We start from the raw sequence: 25,261 nt of genomic DNA, 5'->3' as shown, positions 1-25,261 counted from the left end.
CGCCCCATCTTTCCACGGGCCATCGTCCCGCTCCCACCGTTCGCCGCGGCGCCTTGCCCGCCCGCACCTGCGCCGCTACCCGGGGAAACCGGCGCCCGGAATTTCGCTCCGCTGCGCGGCCGCCGCGTCCCAGCCGGGCTTCAGGCGCATCAGCTGCTCGTCCCGCCAGAGGACGCGCTTGTCCCATTCCTCAAGGGGAAGGGCCGCCCTGCGCTCCGCAGCTACGGCGGAGACGAGGTCCGGTGTCCAGGGGTCGTGCTGTCCGCGTTCGGCGCCCATCCGCTCATAGGCGGGGCCCATCTTTTCCGCATGCGATGCAATCCCGCCCCTGGTGTTGAGGTCGACCGTCTCGAAGGGGCCCATGAAACTCCACCGGCGGCCCAGGCCGCTGCGCATCACTTCGTCAATGTCCTCGGCTGATGCGACCCCGTCGCGCACGAGCGCGTAGGCCTCCCGCAGGACGGCGCCCTGCAGCCGGTTGAAGAGAAACCCCTCGACTTCCCTGCGCAGCACGACCGGTTTCAGGCCCGCGTTGCGGTACAGGCCGGCGGCCCGGTCAATGACCTCGGGCGAGGTGGCAGGGGAAGGGACCAGCTCGATGACCGGAAGCAGGTACGGCGGGTTTCCCGGGTGGGCGACCAGCAGCCGGTCAGCGGCAGCCAGCCCTTCGGCCATGGCGCTGGGGACCAGGGCCGAGCTTGAGCTGGCAAGGACCGCTCCGGCCGGCGCGGCGTCGGCGACGGCCGCGAACAGGGACCGCTTCAGCTCGAGGCGCTCGGGGGCGCACTCCTGCACCAGCTCGGCCCCGTCGACGGCGTCGGCAAGGTCCTCGTGAAATGAGACACGGGCCGCCGTCGCCTCAACCGGGCCCGTCAGCAGGCCGTGCGCGGCGAGCTGCTCGAGGCGCGCGGACAGCTCCCGGGCCGCCGTCTCGAACGCCGCGGGGAACGCATCCCAGACACGCACGCGGAACCCGGCATCGGCGAAGAGCACCGCGAAGGCCACCCCGATCGAGCCCGCCCCGGCCACCGCGACGACGCGGGGCCGGGAACCGTCGGAGTGGCTCACACGACCCACCAGGAGCGGTCATTGGCGTAGCCGCGCTCCAGGATCGCAAGAACGAGTTCCCGGGTCAGCTCCCTCGGGTTGTTGGCCGTCAACCGGGTGGCGAGCATCGCCTGGTCGGCGACGAACCCGAAGTCGTCCGGGGAGAGGCCGAGGGTTTTCAGGTCGAGCGGGGCGCCGAGGGCCGCGAGCAGTTCCTCGACCCGCAGGATCCCGGCGCGGGCCTGGTCCAGCTCCGGTGCGGCAGGGTCGACGACGCCGAAAATGCGGCCGATCTCGGCGAACTCGGCCACCCGCTCCGGGAGGTTGAAGCGCATGACATAGGGCAGCAGCGCACTGATCCCGAACCCGTGAGGCGTGTGGGTGAGGTTGCCGACGGCGCCCTGGATGGCATGCGCGCCGGCCGTGCCCGCCGTGTTTATGGCCATGCCCGCGTTGTACGCGGCAAGCATCGTGTCCGAGCGCGCCTCAAGGTCCGACGGGTCAGCGGCCACGGCCTCGAGCGAGGTGTTGAGCAGGTGCAGGCCGTGGCTGGCGAACATGTCCGCGAGCCGGTTCTTGCCCACATACAGTTTGGTGTCGATCTCCTCCGGGGTTGGCCGCTTGACCCGTCCGGTGAAGGTTTCGATGAGGTGCGAGAGCGCGTCCGCTCCGGTTGCCGCCGTCAGCCCGGGCGGGCAGCTGAGGGTCAGTTCGGGGTCGATGACGGCGGTGTGGGGCTCAAGGAACGGGCTGGCCACCCCGACCTTCATCCCCTTCTCCCGGTCGAAGACCACCGAGATGCAGGTGACCTCGGCGCCGGTTCCCCCGGTTGTGGGAACGGTGATCACCGGCAGGCCCGGGCCGGGCACAAGGAATTCGCCGTAGTAGTCGCGCACATCACCGTCATTGGCCAGCACGACGGCCACAACCTTGGCGAGGTCCATGCAGGAGCCGCCGCCGATGCCGAGGATCGCGTCGACCTCCCGGCCGCCGAAGGCCTCGACGACGTCGACGATGTTCTCGCGCGGAAGATCCGGTTCGGCCTCCGAGTAGATGGAGACCTCGGTGCCCTTGGCGCGGATCCCCTCGATGATCGCCAGGAATTCCTGGCTCTGCGCCATGCGGGAATCCGTGGTCACCAACAGGTGCTTCGCGATCCCGGCGACGATGAAGGGCAGCTGGTGGCGCTGGCCGGGGCCGAACAGCACGGTCTTGGGCTGGCGGAGCAGCCCGATCGTGGTCGCCGGGCCGCCCGGGCGGCCCGCCGTCTTTTCCGGTGAGGTGGTGGAGAGGGTGCTCATCGCTTACTCAAGTCCTTTGGTCTCATCGACGGTGATGGCGAGGTATTTGGGTTCCAGGTATTCGTAGATTGCGTCGTGTCCGCCCTCCCGGCCAAGGCCCGAGGCCTTCACGCCGCCGAAGGCCGCGGCAGGATCGGCCATGATGCCGCGGTTGATCCCGACCATCCCCGAGTCGAGGTTCTCACTCACGGCAAGGGCACGGGAAAGGTCCCGGGTGAAGACGTAGGCGGCGAGGCCGTAGCGGGTGTCGTTCGCCACCTGCACCGCCTCCGCCGTCGAGTCGACGGTGTAAATTGTGGCGATTGGGGCGAACAGTTCCTGGTTGCAGACCTCGTTGTTCCGGTCGTTCACCCTGAACACGGTCGGCTGGTAGAAGTACCCGCTGCCCTCCACAGCGGAGCCACCGGTCAGCAGTTCGGCGTCAATGCCCTTCAGCGACTCAACGAGGCCCGCCACGGTGTCGCGCTGCTTGGCGGAGATGATCGGACCCACCTCGGTGCCTTCCTCGAAACCGTCGCCGACACGGAGCTTCTCCGTCAGGGCAACGAACTTTCGGGTGAATTCCTCGGCCACCGCGGAGTGGACGATGATCCGGTTCGCCGCAACGCACGCCTGGCCCGCATTGCGGAACTTGCTGAGGATCGCCTGCTGGGCTGCCAGGTCGATGTCGGCGTCATCGAGGACGACAAACGGCCCGTCGCCGCCGAGCTCCATCGAGGAATTCACGATTCCCGGGGCGGCCTGCTGCAGCAGGGTGCTGCCGACGCCGGTTGAGCCGGTGAAGCTGACCTTGCGCAGCCGCGGATCGGCCATCACGGCGGCCGACACGTCCGCAGAACGGGTGGTGTGGAGGAGGTTGACGACGCCCGGCGGGAACCCGGCGTCGTGAAGCGCCTCAACGAAGAGGGCGCAAGTCAGCGGGGTTTCCTTCGCCGACTTCACCACAACAGTGCACCCGGCCGCCAGTGCGGCGCCGGCCTTGCGGGCAATCATCAGCAGCGGGAAGTTCCACGGGGTGATGAGCAGGCTCGGCCCGACCGGCTGGTAGGTGGTGACGATGCGGTATCCGCCCGGGGAACCCGAGGCGTAGGTGCCATGCAGGTGTGCCACCTGCTCGGCGTACCAGAGGAAGAAGTCGGCCGAGAGCTGGAATTCGCTGCGCGCCTCGGCGAGCGGCTTGCCGCTCTCGAGCGTCATCGTCTCGGCGATCGCGTCGGCCCGGCTGCGCAGCAGCGCATGGGCGCGGTGGAACAGGTTGGCCCGCTCCCGGGGAGCGACCCGGCGCCAGGCGTCCTGGGCCCCGGCCGCGGCATCGAGGGCGGCCAGCGCCTCCGCCTCTCCGCCGTCGGAAACCGAGGCGATCACAGCGCCGGTGGAGGGATTGACGACGTCGAACGCGGAGGCCGTACTCCGCCAGGTGCCGCCGGTGTACAGACCCACCGGAATCGTATGGCCGCGCAGGGTCACCGTGCCCTCGATACTCGTCAACGTCGTCATTTTCTGGTCCTCTCGCCGGTCTGCATCGTCGGGTAATCTCGTATTAGCGTACGATCGCAACCCGGCCGCGAGGCCCGGGTGCGTCAAGTTGAGACAGTCAATTTCCCGGGGGCAACAGCCAATGAATACGAACTCCAAAGTCGAACGCCACGCCGCTCCGTTGCGCCAGCAGGTGGTGCGCCTGCTGCGCGAGGACATCCTCGAGGGCGTGCTGCCGCCGGGCGACCGGCTCCTTGAAAGCGCGCTCTGCGAGTCCTACGGCGTCTCACGCACCGTCATCCGCGAAGCACTGCGCCAGCTCGAGACCGAAAGCCTGATCACGATGGTCCCCAACCGCGGGCCGATCGTCACGGTGCTCTCCCAGCGGGACATCGAGTCCCTCTACGAGGTGCGCCGTTCGCTTGAGGGGCTGGCCGGGGAACTGTTTGCCCGCAATGCCACAACCGGCCAGGCCGCGGAGATGATGGCCCTCATCGACTCTATGGATTCGAGTTACCTCCACGGATCGGTCGCGTCGAGGGAAGCAAGCAAGGAAAAGTTCTACACGCTGCTGCTTGAGGGCGCCGGTAACCCGGTGCTGGAGAACAGCCTCCGGGGCATCCACACTCGGATCGGACTGTTCCGGCGCTACGCCTTCATCGACGAACACCGCGTTGCGATCTCGATGCAGGAACTGCGCCGTATCGTTCAGGCGGCTGCAGTCGACCGCGATCCGGACACCGCGCGGGCGGCCTGCGAGCACCACATTCAGCTGGCCGGCGAACTGGCGGTGCTCGAGTACTCGAAACGCCTCGGGGCCCACGTCCCGGTATAGCGCTAATACGATATTACTAGTAGTCTCTCAGCACTAACGGTCCAACGGTTCTCAACGACGAGACGCACAGTATCGGCGGTTGAGGACGAGGGCAGAGCCTAGGAGTACATCGTGCCCACGCCTTTCGACGCCAAAGTGCAAGAGGTCAAACACGCCCCACCCACGGCGGGGCATTTCCCCGGCCTGAGCCCGGAGCTCATCAAGTCGTGGCAGCGATCCCAGGCGGCGCTGGGAGTGCCGGAAAACATCCGGGATGTACCCCAGGTGCCCGAGGACCTCCTCGATACCCACCTGCTCGACATGTTCCAGGCACCGCTGACCCGGGTCTCGGATGACCTCAACGGAACCGGCCTCGGCCTGCTCCTCGCCGACGCGCAGGGCCGGATCCTGCAGCGCTGGTCCCATGACCACGACGCCCTTGACCACCTCGACAAGCTCGGAACCGTGCGCGGCGCGGTGCTCTCCGAAGACGCGGTTGGCACCAACGGGGTCGGAACGGTCATTGCGACAGGCAAGAGCGTGCAGATCACCGGAACCGAGCATTTCGCCGACTTCTACAGCAACGCGGTCTGCACCGGCGCCCCGGTACGGCACCCCCTCACCGGCAAGCTCCTGGCCGTTGTCACCATCTCCAGCGGTCTCACCTCACGCAGCGGACTGCTCAAACCCCTCATCAACTCGGTCACCACCCAACTCGAACAACAGGTGCTCGACGTCGAGCAGCCAGCGGCCCGCAGGATGCTTGCCACTTTCCTCGAGCGGACCCGTTCGCATGCCGGCCCCGTCGTGGCCTTCGGTCCGCAGGGCCTGGTCATGCAGAGCAAGGAGGCGGGGCGCCTGACCGTCGCCGACCTCGACCTCATCCAAGGAAATGTGGAGCAGCGCCGGAGCGGGAACTTCCTCCTTGAGCTCTCAACCGGCACGGTCAACCTGAAGGTAACGGCGCTCGATCAGGGGGCGGGGACGATCGTGGTGCTCGACCGCGAGCGCAGGACCGCCGCGGTCAACCCCGGGCCGCCCCGCCCGCAGCTCATCGGGCGCTCCCCCGAGTGGCTCTCGGCCGTTCACCAGGTTGCCCGCCACCGCGAGTCGCGCCGCCCGCTCATCATCGCCGGCGAGCCGGGGACGGGCAAGGCCTCCCTGGCGTTGGGGCTTCCGTTCCGTCCCGGAACCTCACACGCCCAGTCGATGGTCACCGACGCCGCCGAACGCCATCTGCTCGGCAGCAGGAAGTGGCTGTGCAAGCTGGCGGACCGGCTCGCCTCGGCCGCTCCGGTCACGGTGCGCGGCATCGAGACGCTCGATGCCCAGTCACTCGACGGGATGAAGTCGGTCCTGGAAAACGCCTCGGGCCACGGGCCCGTGCTCCTGACCCTTTCGGCCGGTTCCCAGGAGGAAGCGGACGCGCTGGGAGGCAGGCTGGGCCTCGCGCTGGTATGGGTTCCCCCGCTGCGCGACCGGACCAGCGACCTTCCCGCCCTGTGGCACGTCTTCGCCGAACGGATTGCCCCAGGCACCCGGATGGAGCTGCGGCCGGAGACGCTTGAGGTCCTGAAGGGCTACCGCTGGCCGGGGAACCTGAAGGAGCTTCGGGGCACTTTGGAACACCTCTCGATCACCGGGAAGCGCGGTGCCGTTCTTCCCGGCGACCTGCCGTCGGTGATGCAGGGTGCCCGTTCGCTGTCGATGATTGAGCGGGTTGAACTGGAGGCGATCCGCAAGGCCCTGCAGGAGGCCCACGGCAACCGCTCGAAGGCGGCGGAAATCCTGGGGCTTTCCCGCGCGACCGTGTACCGGAAGATGAAGGCGTACCGGCTCACCGCCTAGCTGCGGGCCGGTCAGCCGGGCGCTACTCAGCCAAGGGAAGCGATGAGGTCCGCGCAGGCCTGTTCGCAGCGGCGGCACGCCTCTGCGCAGACCCGGCAATGCTCGTGCATCTCCGCGTGGCTGTCGCATTCGTCGCCGCAGGCCTTGCAGGCCGTACGGCACGCCTCGAGGACGCTTCTTGTCACGTTCGCGTCGTACCCGGTGTGGCGGGAGAGGACCTTCCCGGTTGCGGCGCAGACGTCGGCGCAGTCGAGGTTCGTGCGGATGCATTTGGTCAGGTGGGCCACCATGTCCTCGCTCAGGCAAGCATCAGCGCAGGCGGTACACGCCTGTGCGCAGTCGAAGCAGGCGTCAATGCAGGCCAGGAGCTTTTCCCGGTCGATCGTGCCGAGGTCTTGAGGGTAGGTGCCGAGCATCGCTGCCGCGTGAGTCACTGTCTTCTCCTTCGTCCCTGAGCGTTGGATGGTGCGGCGGCCGACTGCCGCCTCCCTCGACCGTACGCGCGGCATGTACCGGCGGACCAGCAGGAAAATTCGGAACGAGGCGGCCGAGGGTCACGCCACGGCGGCGACCCTCGGGAGTTCCCTTGCCCCAACACGGGTGAATCCTCCCTGGGTGAGTGTGGCGAGGGAACCAATGTAGGCGCTGCGCCGGGCCGGAGAGATGCGCGATTCAGGTTGTGCCTGCGCCGCCTGCTGGTCCGCATAGACAGCCGCCAGGCCGTCGCGCAGCAGCCGGATGGCCTCGGCGCGCTGCTGGGAAACGGCGGAGTGGGTGGAGCCGGACTCGGCGGCCAGTTCCTTGACCGTGCGGTCCTGGAAATAGGTGGCCTTGATGATGTACCGCATCCGTTCGGGCAACGCTTCGACCGCGGCCCGCAGGTACTGCCCCTGTTCGGCCACCAGGAGCGATTCCTCAGGTGTCTCAATCGCCGCCGCCGGGATGTCGGCGAGCGTTTCATCAAGTGTGGAAACCGTGCGGGAGGCATCGGCGAGAATTGCAGCGGCGGCATCCCGGCCGACCCCGAGGGCCTCGGCGACCTCTTCAAGGGTCGGGGTGCGGCCCAGGGTTCCCGTCAGCGCTTCGGACACCGCAAGGGCTGCCTTGATCTTCCGCCGTGTGTCCCTGCTCGCCCAGTCGGAGGCCCGCATGTCATCAGCGAACGCACCGAGGATCCGGCGGCGGGCGAACGCCCCGAAAGGGACTCCGAATTCGGCGTTGAACGACTGTGCCGCGGTCACCAGAGCAAGTGCGCCCGCCGCCGCCAGGTCATCACGGGAAAGGTGGGGTGCCTTCGCGCAGATTTCGGAGACGAGGTAGCCAACCAACGGAAGGTTCTCGAGAACGAGTTCATTGCGTTCTTCACGGTTCAACGTCGACTACCCCCTAGAGATGGACCGGCCCAGCGGGCGGCCTGTGCTTCCTGTCCGGGGAGACCGCGGATCCGGACCGATGTGGCCGACCCGCCGGTCTCCCGGTTTTCACAACGCTAACCTCCCGATTCGTGCCTATTTCGGCAATGGGAAAAATGTGGGTCATTCCTCGGCAGAATCTGCGGTGATCATGCGCCTATCCTTGGACTTTCTCTCCGGTGCCCACCAAAATCTGCGGCGGCGTCCGCGCCCGGGGCCGGTACCGGTACCGGTACCGACGGGTATGCCGAAGCACCGGCGGCATGCCAGTGCTGCCGGAAAGCGTGATGACACGGAGTAGGGTGCGGTCATGGACCAGCTCTCATCGCCTGCAGAAGCCGTCGCCTCCCGGCCGACGGCCCTCATCATCGTTGACGTCCAGCAGGGTTTCAACGACGCCGCGTGGTGGGGGCCGCGGGACAATCCGGCATGCGAAGCGAACATCGCAGCCCTCCTCGATGAGTGGCGGCGGACCGGGCGGCCGGTCGTTTTCGTGAAGCACGCCTCAACCAACCCCGCCTCCCCCCTGCACCCCGGCAACCCGGGCCACGCCTTCAAGCCGATCATCAGCGGCCGCCCGGACCTGCTGGTCACCAAGACCGTCAACTCAAGCTTCCTGGGGACCCCCGACCTCCACGCCTGGCTGACCGCGCAGAAAATTGGCGCCGTCGTCGTCTGCGGCATCACAACAAATCACTGCTGCGAGACCACCGCGCGGATGGGCGGCAACCTTGGCTACGAGGTGTACTTCCCCACCGATGCGACCCACACCTTCGACCGGACCGGCATCGACGGGCGGACCGTCGCTGCCGCGGATCTCGCGCGCATCACCGGAGTGAACCTGCACGGTGAGTTCGCCACGGTTGTCCGCACCGCGGACCTTCTCGGCGCGGCCCCGCCGCCCGGGCAGCCCGCCCAGCCCGGTCGCGTCGCCCCGGGCGCCCGCGTGGATCCGGATATCTCCACCTTCGGAGACCTTCCGCGGGCCGAGTTTGGGTTCCCCGGCCCGCTCCGGGACAGGCTCGTTGACGCCGTCCTCAGTGGAAGCAAGACCACGACGACGTCGACAGTCGCCGAATACGGGATTGAGAACGATCCACTTCCCCGCGTCGGGGCCCGCCAGCTCCTTGTGAACTCATCCAATGAACCGGTGGCGGTGATCGAAACGGTGAGGGTCGAGCAGGTTCCGCTGGGCAAAGTGCCTTGGGATCACGTCCGGGACGAGGGTGAAGGGCATTCATCGATTGAGCAGTGGCGGGCGGCCCATGAAGAGTTCTGGCACAGTGCCGAGATGCGCGGCTTCCTCGGCGACCCGGGTTTCACAGTTTCCGACGAGACATTGGTGGTCCTTGAACGGTTCCGCCTGGTTCAGGTGACTTCGAAGGCTCTGCGGCCCCACCTGACTCTCCGTTCGATGCCGGCCGAGAGGCTTGCCCCCTGGATCGACAGCAGCATGAGCACCTACATCGAGGAGCGGATGAAGGCCGGCGAGTCGTTGAGCGAGGCAGAGGAGAATGCTGAACGTTCGTTCGCGATGTACTTCCCCAACGGAAGCCCCGCTCCACTGCACCAGGTCTTCGACCTGATGCTTGGCGGATCCCCGGTGGGATATTTGTGGATTGGTCCCACCGAGTCGGATCCGACGGCGTGGTGGATATACGACATTGCCGTAGAGGAATCATTCCGGCACCAGGGACTGGGCCGCCAGGCAATGCTCCTGGCCGAGCAGGAAGCGCAGCGGCTCGGTGCCTCCTCCCTGGGACTCAACGTGTTCGGCCACAACAAGAATGCGCAGCGCCTTTACGAAAAGCTGGGCTACGCGGCGACTGCCACGCAGATGAAAAAGCTCCTCCCCGCCGGGGAGCTATCTGTCGCTTCCTTCGAAGTCGACCCCGGATAGGGAATGTTGGTGGAGCGATCCCCCTGCGAGTGGGGTTGCCGAAACCAGCTCCTCCGCCTCCTGCAGCTCGTTCCGGAGATCACGGTCGCCCGCGTCATAGGGGCGGGCGAAACGCTCAGCCAGGACCGTCCGGATAGCGGGGTGCCCGAAGCTGCCCGGGCTCGCACCCTGCAGGCGCAGCGCACGGGTTGCACAAAGGAACTCCACACCCACGAGCGTCCGCAGCGCCAGGGCGGTGGACGTAAGCTGTTCGACGGCGAGGTTGGCGAAGCTGGCGTCCTCTTCGGCACCCAGCGACAATACGACGGTCTGGAGGCTGGCGGGGTGGGCATTGGCCCGGATCCGTCCTGTTGCCGCGGCGGCCACGTATTCGAGCATCATTACCCCGGACGCTCCGTTCGCAGCCGAAGCCAGGAACCGTTCGAGCCCCGTGTACGCGGGATCATTGAGGAGGCTGATGCGCCGCAGGGTGAGAGCGGTGGCGGCACCCACGGCGACGCCCACGCCGTCCACCCGCTGAGCGAGGTTCACCGTGTGGAACAGGCCGTTATGGGAAACATCGCCGCTGCCCGCGCCGTCACGACCCCAGTGAACGAGCGGGTTCTCCAAGGTCCCGGCGGCGAGTTTCTCCACAAGTTCCTCCAGTGCCGCCAGTTCCTCAAACTGGGAACCGAGGCTTTGGGGAAGGGTTCGCAGGCAGTAAGGGTCCTGGATCCGCGCAGGAGCCTTGGTTCCTGCGGTGAGCGCGGTCAGCGCCTGGGCGGCACCCGCCGAATACGGGCTGGTCATGGCTGCGGTGACCGGTGCTGACCACGCTTCCCTGTTGCCCCGAAGCGCGAGGGAGGACAACGCCCCCGTGAGGACGAGGTTGGAGAGAAGCACGCGCACCCGCCGTGCGGCCAGCGCGGCCTGGGCGATTGTCAGCGCATTCGAACTGATGAAGGGCAGAGCATCGTCGACCTTCCAGCCCTGCAGCGGTCTCCTCAGGATTCCTGCCTTCGGTGCTCGTTCGCCCAACAGCGTCAGCGCTGTGCCAGCCAACGCGGGGAGGTCGCCGGTGCCGATGCCGCCGAACACCCGGACCTCCGGAAGAACGTTTTCGTTGAGGAGGTCGAGGAGAGCCGCGGGAATCGCCGGGTCGATGCCGGATCCGCCGGCAGCCAGCTGGGATGCGCGGACCACAAGCATTGCCCTCACCGTTTCGTCGTCCACCACGCTGCCGGAGTCGGCCGCGTGGCTGCGGAGCAGATTGAGGCCCTGGGCGGAGTCGGCGCCATCGAGCGGGACGGAACGGTTGGCGCCGACGCCGGTGGTCCGCCCGTAAACCGGCCTGCGCTGCACGGCCGCCGCAGCCGCTTCGTATGAGTGGCGCAGGCGTGCGATTGCGGCTTCGGTGAACACCACCGGTTCCTGCTTCAGTGCAACCGCTTCAATATCCGCAAGGGGCAAGCGCGTGCCGTCAACCTGAATCAACGTCGTCTCCTTTGGACAGTGATTCACTCCGCCGGCCGCGTGGACCGGCGGCACTAGGAACCGATATCGAGGGTGATCGTGTTGGACTCGAACGGGCCGCCGCACTCCTCAGTTCCCCCGACCCTCGTCCACTGGAGCGCGAACTGGTCCTCGGTTAGGACGGCGTCTTCCGTATCGAGCGCCCGCGCGGTCACGCGGTTGGGAAGTGTCCCGTAAACGTGGATTACCCAGGAGTCCTCGTCCAGCTGCGCGGCCTCCCCGAACGGGGACGTATCGGGAGGCGGTGTTGGAGCGGGACTGTTGACGGGCATGAACACGTGTGGGGTGGATGCCCCGCCGCCTGCGGAGGCCCTTCGGCCCAACACCGAAGTACAGCCGGCGTCGGAGCACACCTGAACGGTGTGGACGCGCTGCACCGCCCCGGCCAGTTCCACCGGAATGGTCGACGAATACGCAATCGCCGGGCAGGCCACCGGGCCTGAGCAGCCGCCCAGCGCTTGAGCGGCGACAATACAGACGCCGGCCATCCCCCAGGTTCGCATAGGGTCATCATCCCCGATCCGGTGGGCGGCATCTACTCCCCTGGACCCTATGCGCGGCCCGGCCGCCCTGACCCTTCAGGTCTCGCCCGCGCGACGTCCGCGGCGCTTTCTGCCTGGCCGCTGGCGTGAAGGCCTTCAACGACGCCGTCGATGTCGGCATCGGGTCGGTTCTGGCTGAGTTTGGTCTTCGCCTCGACCCTGCTGATGAACAGCTCAACCCCTACGATTGCGCGCAGCTGGCCCGTGATGTACCGCTCCGGCGCATCGTCCACCATCCAGGGCCGCCCCGACCGGGCCTCATTGAGGTCGGTCAGGCGCCTGACATGGTTCCCAAGCCAAACCGGGTCGTCGTGGATTACGAGGCTGCCGTACACATGGGCCGTTGAGTAGTTCCAGGTCGGGACGACGCGTCCGTGTTCTGCCTTCGATGGGTACCAGGTCGGTGAGATGTAGGCGTCAGCGCCCTGGACGATCGCCAATGCTTCTCCGGTCGCCGGCTCCGACCACTGCGGGTTGTTCCGGGCCAGGTGGGCGTGCAGGGCCCCGTGTTCACCGATCGACGGGTCGTAGAGGAAGGGCAGCAGTGTGGCCAGCAGGCCCTTCGGGGTCATGGTTATCAGGTTCGCCGCGGCTGGGCGGGTGAGAAGATCGTGCACTACGCCCGGGCCGGCGGCAAAGTGTGCTGGTGTGTACATGGACTTCTCCCTTTCGTTGATGAAGGGTGCTCCACGACAGTGTCTCACCCGGACGGAAACCCGCGCAGCAGAGGCCTGTACCGAACTCGTCCTGGTGCGACGGCGGCCATACTTGGGATATGAACCTGCCGTGCTGCGGGGCGCCTTCACAGCAAGGGAACCGCTGTTGGGTTTGTTCAGGCAACAGTCCAGCGGAGACGCGCCGGCCTTGAAGCGACGATCGCCCGGGTGATCACCCCTGCCCATCAGCGGCGGGGACTCGCTTCCGAAGCAACGGCAGCGATGATCGCCTGGCTGCGAACGCAGGGCGTCCGCACCTACTCGGCGTACATCCACCCCGACCATGAGGCGTCGATTGGAGTGGCCCGACGGCAAGGTATACACCCGACCGACTTTTTTTGAGGATGGGGAAATCCGCTGGGAGTCCGGGAGTCCTCCTAGATCCACTGGCTCCGCCCGCGGTCGCTCCTGCTAGGGAGCGACCTGGCTGACCGCCGCCTGGAACAACGCCACGAGCGTCGGACCGGAGACGGCGAGCATTCCCGCCACGAGAACCGCCGACATGAGGGTGATCATCACCCACCCCGGGACATCGCCGCGCTCGGGATCATCGTCACCGATGAGGGCGAACAGCGCTGCCAGCCGGGCGATGAGGACCACCCCGTGTCCACCGATTGTCTTTCGCATATCCGTTCCTTTCCTTTGAGACGCCCACATCCGAGGTTGAACAGTGCGGGACCGGGGAATGCAGCGAACATTCATCTGGTAGGACATTCCCGTGTCCAGGGCGGGGCCGAAGTGCCGGTGCTGCCGCTGCGCCTGCAGCAATCCGGGAATGACGACGTTCTCGCCGCCTGAGACGCTCCTCATATCCATGGGAGTCCAGCCCGCCATCCTCGACCCAACAGGAAACATGACGGCCCGGAGGACTGCGGCCGCCGTGGCGCCGCTCCTCATCCGCCTCAAGAAAAGTATGTGCTGGCAACGAAGCACCAGATCTACCCGATTTCGCCTCAAACCCACTGGTCTTTTTACCTGCCCCCTTGACCCCGGCACCCGGATATTGCATGCACACACCGAGCCCGGGCGGTTATGGTTAGAGCTTGTACAAAAGGGAGGTTCGACGACTTCATGATGGAACCCCACGTCCAGCAGTGGTCCACCGTGCAGGCCGCAACCCAGGGCGCACTCAGCGTCGCTGAGGTATGGATGAATCACATCAGCATGGGTGGAATGTGCGATGAACTCGAAGTCGCAGGCTACCTGCACGGCCTGCTGCTCGTTGATGGCCTTCAGAGGGACATGATCGCCCATGCCGTGAACGAGTTGCTCGACGATCTGGCATCCCCCGCGCGGCGGGCGGCGTACTCGACGGACGTTGTCTCAAAGGCCTCGGGCTACCCCGAGACGGCCTTCAACACGCTCGGGTGCTGCACGGACGAGCAGATAACCCGGTTCACGTCGGAAGCGCGCGGCCTCATGAACCCGGAAGAATATGAAGCCCGCAGGCTCGATTCACTGCACCAGACCGGACTCTTCGGCTCGGCCAAAGAGGAACGCTTCGACCGGATCACCCGTCAGGCCACTGAACTGTTCCACGTCAGTTCCTCCTCCATTGCGCTGATCGGCAAGGACCGGCAGTTCATCAAGTCGCTCAGCGGGCCAATCGGCCAGAACGTTCCCCGCGCGATTTCCTTCTGCAATGAGACCATTCGCGCTGATGGCTGCATGGTCGTGACCGATGCTCTTCACGACGATCGCTTCAGCCATAACCCGCTTGTCCGGGAACCGCCCCACATCCGTTTCTACGCCGGTTTCCCCTTGGTGGGGCCGGGCGGCTGGCAAATCGGCACCCTGTGCGTCATTGACGACAAGCCTCGTGCATTCACTGAGCGGGACGAACAAGTTCTCCTGGGTCTCGCCCGCCAGGCACAAAAAGAAGTGGCGGCTTAGCAGCGGTCCTCTTCCGAAGTCACTGATGCCTCGGGTTCCCGGCTGGGGAACCGGGATCGACGGCGTCCGGCCCGCCCACGGGCTGCGCGTCCGTGGACTGCTGGTACACATCGGGTATCCCGTCCCGATCGGCGTCAACTTCCTCTTCGGCCTCAATGCGCCGGTAATGCCTGTTGCGTGCACGCAGGATGATTGAGGCCAGCAGTGCGGCAACCAGCGATGCGGCGAGGATGCCGACCTTGGCACTGTCGTTGGTTTCCGGATCGGCCGCAAAACTGAGATCGGCGATGAGCAGCGACACGGTGAAGCCGATCCCGGCCAGCAGCGCCACACCGGTCAGGTCGATCCACCGCAGGGCGGGGTCGAGCCGCACAGGAGTGATTTTCGTGAGCAGCCAGGTGATGCCCGCGATCCCGATCGGCTTGCCCACAACGAGTCCGGCGACGATGCCCACGGCGACGGGGTCGGTGAGCGCCGCCCCGAGCCCGTCGAGCCCTCCGACGGCCACGCCGGCGGAGAAGAACGCGAAGACGGGGACGGCGAATCCGGCGGACAGCGGGCGGAAGCGGTGCTCGAATGTCTCGGCCAATCCCGGCCCGGCACCGGGCCCGCCGTTGGCCCGGCTGCGGGCAACGGGGACGGCGAAACCAAGGAGCACCCCGGCCACGGTGGCGTGGATCCCACCGGCGTGGACCAACGCCCACACGATGAAGCCGATCGGCAGCAGGATGAGCCATGCCGCCGCCGGCTTGTTGCCGAAGAACCGGGTGTATTTCTGCGCCAGCACGGTGTACAGGGCGAGCGGAATGAGTGCCAGGAGCAGGGGGGTGGGATGCAGGTCCCCCGAATAGAAGATCGCGATGATGGAGATCGCAATCAGGTCATCCACGACCGCCAGGGTGAGCAGGAAGATGCGCAGCGCGCTGGGCAGGTGGGATCCGACGATCGCGAGGACGGCGACCGCGAAGGCAATGTCGGTGGCGGTGGGAATGGCCCACCCCCCAAGGGTCTCCGGGCTGGCGAGGTTCACGGCCACATACACCAGGGCGGGAACGACGACGCCGCCCACCGCGGCGGCGACGGGCACCACGGCCCTGTTGAAGCTGCGGAGGTCGCCGGCCACGAACTCCCTCTTGAGCTCAAGGCCCACGAGGAAGAAGAAGATGGCGAGCAGACCATCGGCGGCCCACGCGCCGAGGCTCAGGTCCAGATGCCACGGCTCATATCCGACGCGCAGGTCCCGCAGGGCGAAGTAGCTGTCCGCTGCCGGGGAGTTGGCCCAGATGATCGCGATGGCGGCCGCGATGACGAGCAGGATCCCCCCGACTGTCTCCTTTCGGAGGATCTCACCGATGCGCAGCTTCTCTGCGTAGGTGCCGCGTGCCAGAACCGCGGTCTCCGGGTGGGATGGGGAATTTTCTTTCAAAGTGCGCTCCTGAATCGTCGCTCGGCAATTGAACTGCCGACCAGACTTCCCGGCGCACCACCCCCAACTCTAGCCGACCCTTCACGCCGCCCGCGCGTTCGTTGCGAAACTCCTCGTACTTGGTCGCGATCCCCGTAAGTCCGCCGGCATGGGTGGCCGGCTCCCGCATCGGGCATTCCCAGGCGGGCGGAGGGGCCGGGAGATTCCTCCCGGCCCCTCCGCCCGCAACGTGGGTGCTACTTCACCCGAAGCGTCATGAAACCGGCCGAGTTCGACTGCAGAACCTCGATTCGGGTACCTGTTCCGGCCACGACGACGGAGCCCTGCGGGTTGGCGGCGTCGTAGTAGGCATTCGGGTTGGTGTCGTCGAAGACCGCGACTCCGGGCTGGGACGGCGCGGTGAGCGTCGTCATGCCGGTCGCCAGTTGGCGGTGCAGGCTCAGCGGGTCGGTTGGCTGCTTGCCGAAGGTGGCGTCGTAGCTCTGGATCCGGTTCCGCACAACGGTGCCGTCGGACCAGGTCAGGGCCTTCGGATGGGCATCAACCGGCAGGGCGAGCCCGGCCCCCGGGTGCTGGCGGGTGTTGTTGTTGCGTTGGGCCGTGTTCCAGTAGGTGATGCTCAGGCCGTCCTGGTACGGGAAGTGCTCAACCGTGTCCGGCGCCGTCAGACTCCAGCCGAAGTTGTATGGTCCCGTGGCGAGGGTCGCGTCGTAGCCGCCGTACTGGCGGTTCTCCGCGAGGTAGAAGCGGCTCTTGCCCTCGGCGTCCTTGGGAAGGTTAACGACGACGGCCTGAGGGGCCTTGGTCGCGTGGTAGGACGGTCCGATGGTATGCACCGAGGCCTCGCCGGCCGTTGCGACGTCGTAGTCAAGCCACCCGAGCTGCAGTTTCTCCCACGCACCCATATGGTTCGGCGTGGTGCCGATCGATTCCTTCCCGTGGCCGAGCCATGAGCCGGAGCTCATGAGCGTCCAGAAGCCGGTGCCGTTCTCGCCGCCGCTGGTGTCGTAGAGGTCGGGCAGGCCGAGGTCGTGGCCGTACTCGTGCGCGAAGACGCCCAGGCCGCCGTTTTCGGGTTCGGTGGTGTAATCGCGGATCCAGATGTTGGAGTTGCCGATCTTAATGCCGCCGTACGGGTTGGCGGCGGGGCCGGAGGTGCCCCGGCCGGCCTGGCCTACCGACCAGCGGTGCGACCAGATGGCCGAGGACGGCGCTCCGGCCTCCTCGCCCTCGCCGGCGTGGATCGCCTGGAAGTGGTCGATGTAACCGTCGGCTTCGTCGAAGTCGCCGTCCTTGTCGAAGTCGTAACGGTCCCACTCGTCGAAGGAGGCGAGGTACTCGTCGATTTGTGCGGGAGTCTTCCCGGCAGCAAGCTGCGAGTCGTACCAGGCGTTGGCGGTGTCCTGCACGAACCGGGTCATGTCCGCCTGGCTCTCGGTTTCACCGTAGCTGGCCGAGTTGTAGGGCACGGTCACCCAGTCGCTGACATCACCGTCGACCGTGTAGCGGCCGCTGGACATCTCTTCATAGAGGCCTTTAAGGGATTCGCCTTCCGGGCTGAAGAACATGTCGAGGTAGTGCGCGCGGTCGAAGTTGGGCGACCAGTAGGTTGAGTTGTCCACCGCACGGTTAGGTTCCCTGATGGTGTTCCGCTTGGGCCCGGGCGCGGAGGCCGGATAGCGCGGGTCCACCTGGTTGCCGAAGTCGACGAGGAACGAGAGGATCCGGTCCGTATCTTCAAGCCCGTATTCGGCCCACTGGCCGGGCGCAACCTGCACGGCCTTGGAACCGTTGCGGTCCTCCACCCGTGCGGCGCCGGAGATGACCTTTTCCACGGCCTGCTGGTTGAGGACCCGGCGCTCCTCGGCGGCGGGATCGGATCGGTCGTCGGCCTTTGCGGCCGCTCCTTCGGCGCTCGGTGACGCGGTGGACGGGGAGGTGGAGTTTGCGGCGGGTGAGACCGGGGCAGCACCGGGGGTCGCGTTGGCGCCCGCGGGGGTAAGAACGACGGCGCCGGTTACGGCGAGCGCGATCGCGCACCGCAGCCCCCGGGTGCGAGTGGTGAGGTTCAACTGTTCTCCTTAGTGAAAATTTCCCAGCTAGAGCAAAACACCCTTGGATGAGGGCCAGTTGTTGCGAACGTGGTGCCTGAAGCGCCCGTTCTGCGAGGGACAGTAGCACCGGGCTGGGACGGTTTCCGGGCCTATTTCGAACAGTGACCACTTTTCGTGCGGGACCTAGTGGAAACGCGGCTGAGTTCGTATAGTGCCCGTCGGCGGAACGGCCGCAAGTGTTTTCTCGAGGTGTCACCGGGCGCGGCTCCGGACGTACTGTTGATGAATGAGCGTGCCAACCCATAAAAAGGTCACCTTCGAGGGCCGCTTCGCCCGGGAACTGCCCGAGATGGCCATCCCCTGGCAGGCGGAGGAAGTTTCCGAGCCGCGGCTGCTTGTGCTCAATGAGCCGTTGGCCCGCGGGCTGGGGCTGGACCCCGACTCCTTGCGCTTGCCGGAGGGACTGGCGTTCCTGATCGGCAATTCGATCCCCGATGGTGCAACTCCTGTGGCGCAGGCGTATGCCGGCCACCAGTTCGGCACCTACAACCCGCGGCTCGGAGACGGGCGGGCCCTCCTGTTGGGCGAAATTCGCGACGCCGATGGCCGTCTTCGCGACGTGCACCTCAAAGGTTCAGGGCGCACACCCTTCGCCCGCGGGGGCGACGGCCTGGCCGTGGTCGGACCGATGCTGCGGGAGTACATCGTGGCCGAGGCGATGCACGCCCTGGGCATCGCCACCACGCGCTCGCTCGCCGTCGTGGCCACCGGGAAGCCGGTCCGCCGCGAGACGATGCTCCCGGGAGCGGTGCTGACCCGCGTGGCGAGCAGCCACCTGCGCGTTGGCAGTTTCGAATACGCTGCGGCAACCGGGAACGCCGACCTGCTGCGCCGGCTGGCCGACCACGCCATCGACCGCCACTATCCTGAGGCGGCGCGGGCCGACAATGCCTACCTTTCACTGTTCCAATCGGTTGTGGCCGCGCAGGCGTCGCTTGTTGCCCAGTGGATGCTCGTGGGTTTCATCCACGGCGTCATGAACACGGACAACATGACCATTTCGGGCGAGACCATCGACTATGGACCCTGCGCGTTCATCGACACCTTCGACCCGGCCACGGTGTACAGCTCGATCGACCATGGCGGACGTTATGCCTACGGCAACCAGCCGCTCGTGGCGGAGTGGAACCTTGCCCGGCTGGCCGAGGCCCTCCTGCCCCTCATCCATCCGGACCAGGAGCGGGCCGTGGAACTCGCGGTCGAGTCCCTCGGTGCATTCCGCAGCCACTACAGCACTGCCTGGCTTGCGGGGATGAAATCCAAGCTCGGGCTGCCCGGCATCGACGACGAAGCGGCGCTCCCAATGGTGAACGAGCTGCTCACCCTGATGCAGGAGGGCCGCGTCGACTACACGTCGTTCTTCCGGAGCCTAGGAGCCTCAGGCGGAAACGACGGCGAATCCGCCCGGAGCCTGTTCACCAACCGGACAGCGTTCGCTGCCTGGTCAGAGCGCTGGCGGGCTTTGGGCCCGGACGCCGAGGTGATGGCCCGGGTGAACCCCGTCTACATTCCGCGCAACCACCTCGTTGAGGAGGTCCTGGCCGCCGCAACCGAAGGTGATTTGGATCCCCTCACGCATCTGGTTGAGGTGCTGGCTGCCCCATACGAGGAGCGCCCCGGTTTGGAGCGCTATGCCGCCGGCGCTCCTGAGGATTTCGGTTTCTACCGGACCTTCTGCGGCACCTGAGCCTCCGCGCTGAGCAGGTTTCTCCCTGTCGCATGCACTGACTGATGCAGCACGGCGCTGATTAGACGAGGCCGAAGCGCGGCAGGGCCCGGATTCCGGGCCGCGGGCTTGACTGTCCGCTTCACATTCGTTCCGGTAATCCGCATTCCTTTTGTGGAGCGCGGGCCGCGCCTATCGTGGATTCACCGGGCTATGGCCTGAAACACCCCACGGCCATTTGGGGGTGCCTGGCGCGGACCTCAGCCGGCTCTGTGGTCCTTACCTTTCACCTTCACAGTCAGACGGGAAATGAGATGGACAACACGGATTCGGTTTTCAGTTTCGGACTCCCTTGGGAAGACGCCTTTGGGTACTGCCAGGGACGCAGAGTCGGAACCTTCCTGAGGATATCCGGCCAGCTCTCCCACGATTTGGAGGGCAACTTCCTGCACGCCGGAGACTTCGAACAGCAGGTCCGCGCAACCTTCGACAATCTGGACCGGGTCCTCGCACACTTCAATGCCAGGCGCAGCCAGATCGTTGAAACAAATGTGTTCGTGCGGGATCTTTCGGAGCACTTCTCCGAATTTGCAGCGATCCACAAGGAGTATTTCGGGGACCACCGGCCCACGGGCAACATCTTCGGAGTCGTTGGACTGGCGCTGCCGGACCAATTGGTGGAAATCGCCGCCCACGTGGACCTCACACTGGAAGGTTAGGAGAACCGGAGCTGCCAGAAGCGCTCCGAGTACCGGCCCCGCGAGGTAGGGCCAGAGTGAGGTGAAAGACCCGGTGACAATGCCGGGCCCGAGGCGGGCTCGGTCCGGGCGTAGCCGATGCTGACCGCCACGGGCCCTGTGCTCGCAGCGAAGATAACCGATCCCTGGGCCCCACCGAGGAACTGGGCCGCGACGTATCCTGCCCGAGCCCACACCGCGCGTTCTATTCACTGAGCCTTTCGCCGGACGTCACCTTGAGGACGCCCCGGGTCAGTGGACGGATGGAACGGTGATGGGGTGAGGATCGCGATTGTCGCTGAAACATTCCTGCCCGCCTTCAACGGGGTGACGCACTCCGTGCAGAAGATGCTTGAACACTTCTCCCTGCGGGGCGATCAGGTGCTGGTGATTGCACCGGGCGGCCCCGGCACCGCGGAACCGACGCACGAGGACGGCGGTGCCCCGGTCCGGCGGCTTCCTTCGGTTCCGCTGGCAGGCTACGGCAGCGTCCGCATTGCCGTCGGTGGCGTCGCCCGGGTCAGGGGGATACTTGCCGATTTCGCCCCGGACGTCGTCCACCTCGCTTCCCCGTTCGAACTTGGCTGGCGGGCAGTGCGGGCCGCGGCCCAACTGGGCATACCGGTCGTAGCGGTCTATCAGACGGATGTTCCCGGCTATGCGGCCAGGTACGGGCTGCCGTTCCTCGAGAACTGGGCCTGGCAGCGGGTCGAGAACATCCACGGCGGTGCATCCCGAACCCTGGCGCCCTCCACCTCCGCCGTCAACCAACTCCAGCTGCGCGGCATCCCGAGGGTGCAGCTGTGGCGCCGGGGAGTCGACACCGGCCGGTTCCACCCGTCGCGGCGCAGCCCGGCCCTGCGGGCGCGGATTGCCCCGAACGGGGAGAAGCTCATCGGGTACGTGGGACGGCTTGCACTGGAAAAGCAGGTGGAGGACCTGCGCGTCCTTGCGGACATCAAGGACACCCGCCTCGTCGTGATCGGTGAGGGACCTCAGCGGCCGGCCCTTGAAGCGGCACTGCCGAACGCCCATTTCACTGGTTTCCTCTCCGGGAACGCCCTGGCAACCGCAGTGGCCAGTCTCGACCTCTTTGTTCATCCCGGCGAGCTGGAAACGTTCTGCCAGACCATCCAGGAAGCAATGGCATCGGCCGTTCCGGTGGTTGCGGTGGGCAGGGGCGGGCCGGTGGACCTCGTTGAAAGTTCGCGCACTGGCTGGTTGTACGACCCCGGCGACCTCCGGCAGCTGCGCAGCCGGGTCCTTGACCTGACCGGAGACGACGCCAAGCGCGCCGCGTTTGCCGCTGCCGCCTCCGAAAGCGTGAAGGGGCGCACCTGGCCGGTGCTCTGCGAACTGCTCATCCGGCACTACGACGAAGCCATCCACGACCACGCACTGCTCCGCCTCTGATCCGTTAGGGAACATCATGAAGATTTCTGTCATTGGGTGCGGCTACCTTGGCGCCGTCCACGCGGCCGCGCTGTCCTCCCTCGGCCACACCGTCACCGGGGTCGACACCGATCCCGCACGGGCGGACCAGCTCTCGGTCGGCGCCGTCCCCTTCTATGAGCCGGGACTCGAAACGCTCCTCGCAGCCGGTCTCAAGGAAGGCACGCTGCGGTTTACCTCCGACATCGGGGAGGCCGCCGACGCCGACCTTCACTTCATCTGTGTGGGCACACCTCAGGAGAAAACCACGCAGCACGCCGACCTGACCTACGTCGTCTCGGCGGTCGAGGCGTTGTCCCATCACCTCCGCCCGGGTACCACCGTTGTGGGCAAGTCAACGGTTCCTGCGGGGACCAGCACCGCGTTGACCCGCCTGCTCGAGGGCACCGGTGCGGACCTCGCGTGGAACCCGGAGTTCCTCCGGCAGGGCACGGCCGTCCAGGACTCCCTGCAGCCGGACCGCCTGGTCTACGGCGTGCCGGAGGGACGTGCCGGAATGCGGGCGGCCCGCGCCCTCGATGAGGTCTACGCACCCCTGCTTCATGCAGGGGTGCCGCGGCTCGTGACCGGACTGGCGACGGCGGAACTGACGAAATCCGCAGCCAACGCGTTCCTTGCCCTCAAAATCTCCTACCTCAACGGCATCGCCGAACTGTGCGGGAATGTCGGCGCCGACGTTGTCGACCTCAGCCGGGCGCTCGGCCTGGACCCGCGGATCGGTTCGAGGTACCTGAACTCCGGGGCCGGTTTTGGGGGCGGGTGCCTCCCCAAGGACATCCGCTCGCTCCGGGCGCAGGCCCTCGATTCCGGCGCCCCGTCACTGGGGAACCTCCTGGAACTGGTCGACACAATGAACAGCGAAGCCCGGCAACGGATCCACCAGACGGCGGTGGAGATGTGCGGCGGGGAACTGGCGGGGCACCGGATCACCGTCCTGGGAGCCGCATTCAAACCGGACACCGACGACATCCGCGACTCCCCCGCCATCGACATCGCCCTGAGGCTTGCCCTCGCCGGAGCCGATGTCACGGTGACGGATCCGCGAGCCGCCGCCCATGCGTGGCTGCACTACCCGCAGCTGCGCTTCGTGGAGGACACCGTGACGGCGCTGCGCGGAGCCGAACTGACCGTCCTGCTGACCGAATGGAAGGAATTCCGCTCCCTCCAGCCGCACGCGGTGTCTTCCCTGGTGACCCGGCGGGCCCTCCTTGACGGACGCAACGCACTGGACCCGGACCAGTGGCGATCCGCAGGGTGGGAATACCGGGGCGTCGGCCGCGGGCAGTCGGCGGTGCCCTCCGCGGCCCGCTCCCGCTCGGGATCCGCGCCCTGACCCCGCCACCCCGAAGCGTGAGGCCTGCCGCCGGACGGTACGTCGCCCTTGGCGATTCCTTCACCGAGGGCGTGGGCGACCCGAACAAACACCTGCCAAACGGCGTACGCGGCTGGGCCGACCGGGTGGCCGAGAGACTCGCGAAGGCCGACCCGGGCTGGGAGTACGCCAACCTTGCCATCCGCAGCAAGCGCCTGCGGCACATCGCGGCCGAGCAGCTTCCCGCCGCACTGGCCCTGAAGCCGACCCTGATCACCCTCTACGCAGGAGGGAACGACGTCATGGATGCCGGGACGAATGTCACCGAACTGCTCCGGGCGTACGAGGAACTCGTTGCGCCGCTTGCTGCAACCGGCGCGACACTGCTGCTCTTCACCGGCTACGACGTCGAGGTCACTCCCGCGCTGCGGGTGCTCCGGAAACGCAACCACGCCTACAACGATGGCGTGCGGGACATCGCCCAGCGCTATGGGGCGGTGCTGGTCGACTACTGGGCCATGGACGCCTACCGGGACCGCCGCATGTGGGCACCAGACCGCCTCCACATGTCGAAGGCCGGGCACAAATACATGGCCTCCCAGGTCCTCGACCGCCTCGGCGTGGTGCACTCGCTGAAACTCAAGCAGTGGGAGCCCGCCCCGCCCCGGACACTTCGGGAATGGGAACGGACACAACGCCAATGGGTCCACGAGTGGGTACTGCCGCTTGCCCACCGGAAGATCCGCAGGGTCACCCTGGGCGATGACCTGCAGCCCCGCTGGCCCGCACCGGTGGTCGTGCCCCCGCACGGCGGCCTGCGACGGCTTGTGAAATCCGGGAAGTGAACGGTGCCGGGCAGATGAGGCCTGCTGTTCAGCCCGGCGTCACGCACGTGTCCGCCGCTGTTGGTTCCACCTTGGAACCCTGAGGGTGCCCGCTTCCGCCGCGGCGGCGGGCAGATCCTGTCCGTACCTCCTAGGAGACCGCCGATGAGTTCCGTCCTGTACGCCCCGCCCCGGTCCCTCGTTCCTGCGTCCGCCCCGGCGCCGTCGCGGACTCTGCCGCCGCGCATCGACAGTGGCCCCTGGCAGACGGGGCACGTGCAGGGCATCGCCGTCGACCAGGAGAAGGGCTTCGTCTACTTTTCCTTCACCACGATGTTGGTCAAGACGGACCTGCGGGGCGCCGTGGTCGGCTCGGTCACCGGGTTTACCGGGCATCTCGGCGACGTGGATTTCAACCCCGGCGACGGGCGGGTGTACGGCTCCCTCGAGTACAAGGCGGAGGCGTCGTTCCATGTGGCGGTCTTCGACGTGGACAGGATCACGCGCAGCAATCTGGACGCGGAAACCGACGGGGTGCTCACCACAGTGTGCCTGACGGAGGTGGGGAACGACTTCACTGCAGCGGTTGGCGGAGACGGGGGCACCCGCAGGCACAGGTACGGTTGCAGCGGCATTGACGGGATTTCATTCGGTCCCACCCCGGGCGATCCGACGGGTCCGTGGCGGCTGATGGTCGCCTACGGCATCTACTCCGATACGCACCGGACCGATAACGACTATCAGGTGCTTCTCCAGTACGACACCACGCGGTGGCGGGAGTACGAGAGGCCCCTGTATCAATCGCGGCCGCACTCCAGCGGACCGGCCGAACCGGATAACAAGTTCTTCGTCTTCACCGGAAACACCCGCTTCGGCGTACAGAACCTCAAGTACGACTCCCACACCGGGCACTGGTTCATGGGCGTCTACCGGGGCGCCAAGAAAGCCTTCCCCAATTACCCCCTGTTCCTCATCGACGGCACCCACCCGCCTGTCAAAACACCCCTTCGGGGGCAGCCGGAGCCGGAGTGGGGACAGGTGCTGCAACTGCACCGGGGCGGCTTGTACGACACGGCTTCCGGGATCCACGGTTGGGAACTGACCGCCGACGTCGGCATCGCGGCGCTCGGGGGCGGGTACTACTACCTCTCGCAGCAGGGGAACGCATCGGCGTCCGGCCGTCCGGGCCACACCAGCACCCTTCGGCTCCACCGGTGGACCGGCGGGGTTCCGGCGCCAATGGAGCCGGTGCTGGAAGGGGTTTGATGG

Annotated in this window: 21 protein-coding genes and 1 pseudogene; 11 read left to right on the top strand and 11 right to left on the bottom strand. The window is 66.7% G+C overall.

Features of this window, described 5'->3' with window-relative positions; translation table 11 throughout:
• Positions 1-75 precede the first annotated feature (75 nt).
• Genes AC4D14_RS07250 through AC4D14_RS07240 form a run of 3 tightly spaced genes read right to left on the bottom strand, consistent with a single transcriptional unit; the run spans position 76 to position 3,845 of the window.
• Positions 76-1,068, bottom strand: coding sequence for a 3-hydroxyacyl-CoA dehydrogenase (locus tag AC4D14_RS07250; RefSeq protein WP_490901086.1), 993 nt, complete (start codon positions 1,066-1,068; stop codon positions 76-78).
• The gene (locus AC4D14_RS07245) at positions 1,065-2,348 is read right to left on the bottom strand and encodes an iron-containing alcohol dehydrogenase (RefSeq protein WP_490901084.1); all 1,284 of its coding nucleotides are present in this window, start codon (positions 2,346-2,348) and stop codon (positions 1,065-1,067) included. The genes AC4D14_RS07250 and AC4D14_RS07245 overlap by 4 nt, the downstream gene beginning before the upstream one ends.
• A 3-nt stretch (positions 2,349-2,351) precedes the next feature.
• A complete protein-coding gene (locus AC4D14_RS07240; RefSeq protein WP_490901082.1) occupies positions 2,352-3,845 on the bottom strand; it encodes an NAD-dependent succinate-semialdehyde dehydrogenase in 1,494 nt (497 codons plus the stop codon).
• 121 nt (positions 3,846-3,966) lie between these two features.
• On the opposite strand from AC4D14_RS07240, the gene AC4D14_RS07235 reads away from it, so the two are divergent.
• Together AC4D14_RS07235 and AC4D14_RS07230 are read left to right on the top strand one after the other, a co-directional pair.
• Positions 3,967-4,659, top strand: a complete 693-nt coding sequence (locus tag AC4D14_RS07235; RefSeq protein WP_490901081.1) for a GntR family transcriptional regulator — start codon at positions 3,967-3,969, stop codon at positions 4,657-4,659.
• Positions 4,660-4,770: 111 nt separating this feature from the next.
• Entirely contained in the window at positions 4,771-6,486 is a 1,716-nt protein-coding gene (locus AC4D14_RS07230) for a sigma-54-dependent Fis family transcriptional regulator (RefSeq protein ID WP_490901079.1), read from the top strand.
• Positions 6,487-6,512: 26 nt separating this feature from the next.
• Here the strand turns inward: AC4D14_RS07230 and AC4D14_RS07225 are convergent, their stop codons facing one another.
• Both AC4D14_RS07225 and AC4D14_RS07220 read right to left on the bottom strand, forming a co-directional pair.
• Positions 6,513-6,920 (bottom strand): four-helix bundle copper-binding protein, encoded by a 408-nt coding sequence (locus AC4D14_RS07225; protein WP_490901077.1) that lies wholly within the window; start codon positions 6,918-6,920, stop codon positions 6,513-6,515.
• 120 nt (positions 6,921-7,040) lie between these two features.
• Positions 7,041-7,859, bottom strand: coding sequence for a sigma-70 family RNA polymerase sigma factor (locus tag AC4D14_RS07220; protein ID WP_490901075.1), 819 nt, complete (start codon positions 7,857-7,859; stop codon positions 7,041-7,043).
• Between the two features lie 349 nt (positions 7,860-8,208).
• Here AC4D14_RS07220 and AC4D14_RS07215 point away from each other — a divergent pair, with 349 nt between their 5' ends.
• On the top strand, positions 8,209-9,798 hold the full coding sequence (locus AC4D14_RS07215) for an isochorismatase family protein (protein WP_490901074.1): 1,590 nt from the start codon (positions 8,209-8,211) through the stop codon (positions 9,796-9,798).
• On the opposite strand, the gene AC4D14_RS07210 is transcribed toward AC4D14_RS07215, so the two are convergent.
• Genes AC4D14_RS07210 through AC4D14_RS07200 form a run of 3 tightly spaced genes read right to left on the bottom strand, consistent with a single transcriptional unit; the run spans position 9,763 to position 12,508 of the window.
• Entirely contained in the window at positions 9,763-11,271 is a 1,509-nt protein-coding gene (locus AC4D14_RS07210) for an aromatic amino acid lyase (RefSeq protein WP_490901072.1), read from the bottom strand. The genes AC4D14_RS07215 and AC4D14_RS07210 overlap by 36 nt on opposite strands.
• 53 nt (positions 11,272-11,324) lie before the next feature.
• Positions 11,325-11,813 carry a hypothetical protein gene (locus AC4D14_RS07205; protein ID WP_490901070.1) on the bottom strand — a complete coding sequence of 163 codons (489 nt, stop codon included), beginning with the start codon at positions 11,811-11,813 and terminating at the stop codon, positions 11,325-11,327.
• A 47-nt stretch (positions 11,814-11,860) separates the two neighbouring features.
• On the bottom strand, positions 11,861-12,508 hold the full coding sequence (locus AC4D14_RS07200; RefSeq protein ID WP_490901069.1) for an FMN-binding negative transcriptional regulator: 648 nt from the start codon (positions 12,506-12,508) through the stop codon (positions 11,861-11,863).
• Between the two features lie 165 nt (positions 12,509-12,673).
• Here AC4D14_RS07200 and AC4D14_RS07195 point away from each other — a divergent pair.
• Positions 12,674-12,910, top strand: a pseudogene (locus AC4D14_RS07195) (GNAT family N-acetyltransferase); the annotation flags it as partial.
• A 69-nt stretch (positions 12,911-12,979) separates the two neighbouring features.
• Here AC4D14_RS07195 and AC4D14_RS07190 read toward each other — a convergent pair.
• The gene (locus AC4D14_RS07190; RefSeq protein WP_490901067.1) at positions 12,980-13,195 is read right to left on the bottom strand and encodes a hypothetical protein; all 216 of its coding nucleotides are present in this window, start codon (positions 13,193-13,195) and stop codon (positions 12,980-12,982) included.
• A gap of 444 nt (positions 13,196-13,639) precedes the next feature.
• Here AC4D14_RS07190 and AC4D14_RS07185 point away from each other — a divergent pair, with 444 nt between their 5' ends.
• A complete protein-coding gene (locus AC4D14_RS07185) occupies positions 13,640-14,461 on the top strand; it encodes a GAF domain-containing protein (protein WP_490901065.1) in 822 nt (273 codons plus the stop codon).
• 19 nt (positions 14,462-14,480) lie between these two features.
• On the opposite strand, the gene nhaA is transcribed toward AC4D14_RS07185, so the two are convergent.
• Positions 14,481-15,887, bottom strand: a complete 1,407-nt coding sequence (gene nhaA, locus AC4D14_RS07180) for a Na+/H+ antiporter NhaA (protein WP_490901064.1) — start codon at positions 15,885-15,887, stop codon at positions 14,481-14,483.
• A 236-nt stretch (positions 15,888-16,123) separates the two neighbouring features.
• A complete protein-coding gene (locus AC4D14_RS07175) occupies positions 16,124-17,959 on the bottom strand; it encodes an immune inhibitor A domain-containing protein (protein WP_490901062.1) in 1,836 nt (611 codons plus the stop codon).
• Between the two features lie 268 nt (positions 17,960-18,227).
• On the opposite strand from AC4D14_RS07175, the gene AC4D14_RS07170 reads away from it, so the two are divergent.
• The 6 genes from AC4D14_RS07170 to AC4D14_RS07145 all read left to right on the top strand — a co-directional run bounded on the left by AC4D14_RS07170 (position 18,228) and on the right by AC4D14_RS07145 (position 25,258).
• Positions 18,228-19,688 (top strand): protein adenylyltransferase SelO, encoded by a 1,461-nt coding sequence (locus AC4D14_RS07170; protein WP_490901060.1) that lies wholly within the window; start codon positions 18,228-18,230, stop codon positions 19,686-19,688.
• Positions 19,689-19,981: 293 nt separating this feature from the next.
• On the top strand, positions 19,982-20,386 hold the full coding sequence (locus tag AC4D14_RS07165; protein WP_490901058.1) for a RidA family protein: 405 nt from the start codon (positions 19,982-19,984) through the stop codon (positions 20,384-20,386).
• 297 nt (positions 20,387-20,683) lie between these two features.
• Positions 20,684-21,817: a glycosyltransferase family 4 protein gene (locus AC4D14_RS07160; RefSeq protein ID WP_490901056.1), complete on the top strand. Its 1,134-nt coding sequence runs from the start codon at positions 20,684-20,686 to the stop codon at positions 21,815-21,817.
• 16 nt (positions 21,818-21,833) lie between these two features.
• Entirely contained in the window at positions 21,834-23,189 is a 1,356-nt protein-coding gene (locus tag AC4D14_RS07155; RefSeq protein ID WP_490901055.1) for a UDP-glucose dehydrogenase family protein, read from the top strand.
• A gap of 17 nt (positions 23,190-23,206) precedes the next feature.
• The gene (locus AC4D14_RS07150; protein WP_490901054.1) at positions 23,207-24,013 is read left to right on the top strand and encodes an SGNH/GDSL hydrolase family protein; all 807 of its coding nucleotides are present in this window, start codon (positions 23,207-23,209) and stop codon (positions 24,011-24,013) included.
• A 144-nt stretch (positions 24,014-24,157) separates the two neighbouring features.
• The gene (locus tag AC4D14_RS07145; protein WP_490901053.1) at positions 24,158-25,258 is read left to right on the top strand and encodes a hypothetical protein; all 1,101 of its coding nucleotides are present in this window, start codon (positions 24,158-24,160) and stop codon (positions 25,256-25,258) included.
• The last annotated feature ends 3 nt before the right edge of the window (positions 25,259-25,261 follow it).

The sequence above is a fragment of the Arthrobacter sp. TJ-254 genome, from assembly GCF_058269175.1.
The sequence above is the reverse complement of the archived record's forward strand: the minus strand, read 5'-3'. Positions and strand labels throughout refer to the sequence as shown.

Excerpts from the sequence above, each read along its gene's own strand:
- AC4D14_RS07245 (WP_490901084.1), bottom strand. The coding sequence starts at position 2,348 with ATGAGCACCCTCTCCACCACCTCACCGGAAAAGACGGCGGGCCGCCCG.
- AC4D14_RS07165 (WP_490901058.1), top strand. The coding sequence starts at position 19,982 with ATGGACAACACGGATTCGGTTTTCAGTTTCGGACTCCCTTGGGAAGAC.
- AC4D14_RS07235 (WP_490901081.1), top strand. The coding sequence starts at position 3,967 with ATGAATACGAACTCCAAAGTCGAACGCCACGCCGCTCCGTTGCGCCAG.
- AC4D14_RS07155 (WP_490901055.1), top strand. The coding sequence starts at position 21,834 with ATGAAGATTTCTGTCATTGGGTGCGGCTACCTTGGCGCCGTCCACGCG.
- AC4D14_RS07170 (WP_490901060.1), top strand. The coding sequence starts at position 18,228 with ATGAGCGTGCCAACCCATAAAAAGGTCACCTTCGAGGGCCGCTTCGCC.
- AC4D14_RS07205 (WP_490901070.1), bottom strand. The coding sequence starts at position 11,813 with ATGCGAACCTGGGGGATGGCCGGCGTCTGTATTGTCGCCGCTCAAGCG.
- AC4D14_RS07200 (WP_490901069.1), bottom strand. The coding sequence starts at position 12,508 with ATGTACACACCAGCACACTTTGCCGCCGGCCCGGGCGTAGTGCACGAT.
- AC4D14_RS07190 (WP_490901067.1), bottom strand. The coding sequence starts at position 13,195 with ATGCGAAAGACAATCGGTGGACACGGGGTGGTCCTCATCGCCCGGCTG.
- AC4D14_RS07240 (WP_490901082.1), bottom strand. The coding sequence starts at position 3,845 with ATGACGACGTTGACGAGTATCGAGGGCACGGTGACCCTGCGCGGCCAT.
- AC4D14_RS07185 (WP_490901065.1), top strand. The coding sequence starts at position 13,640 with ATGATGGAACCCCACGTCCAGCAGTGGTCCACCGTGCAGGCCGCAACC.
- AC4D14_RS07145 (WP_490901053.1), top strand. The coding sequence starts at position 24,158 with ATGAGTTCCGTCCTGTACGCCCCGCCCCGGTCCCTCGTTCCTGCGTCC.
- AC4D14_RS07215 (WP_490901074.1), top strand. The coding sequence starts at position 8,209 with ATGGACCAGCTCTCATCGCCTGCAGAAGCCGTCGCCTCCCGGCCGACG.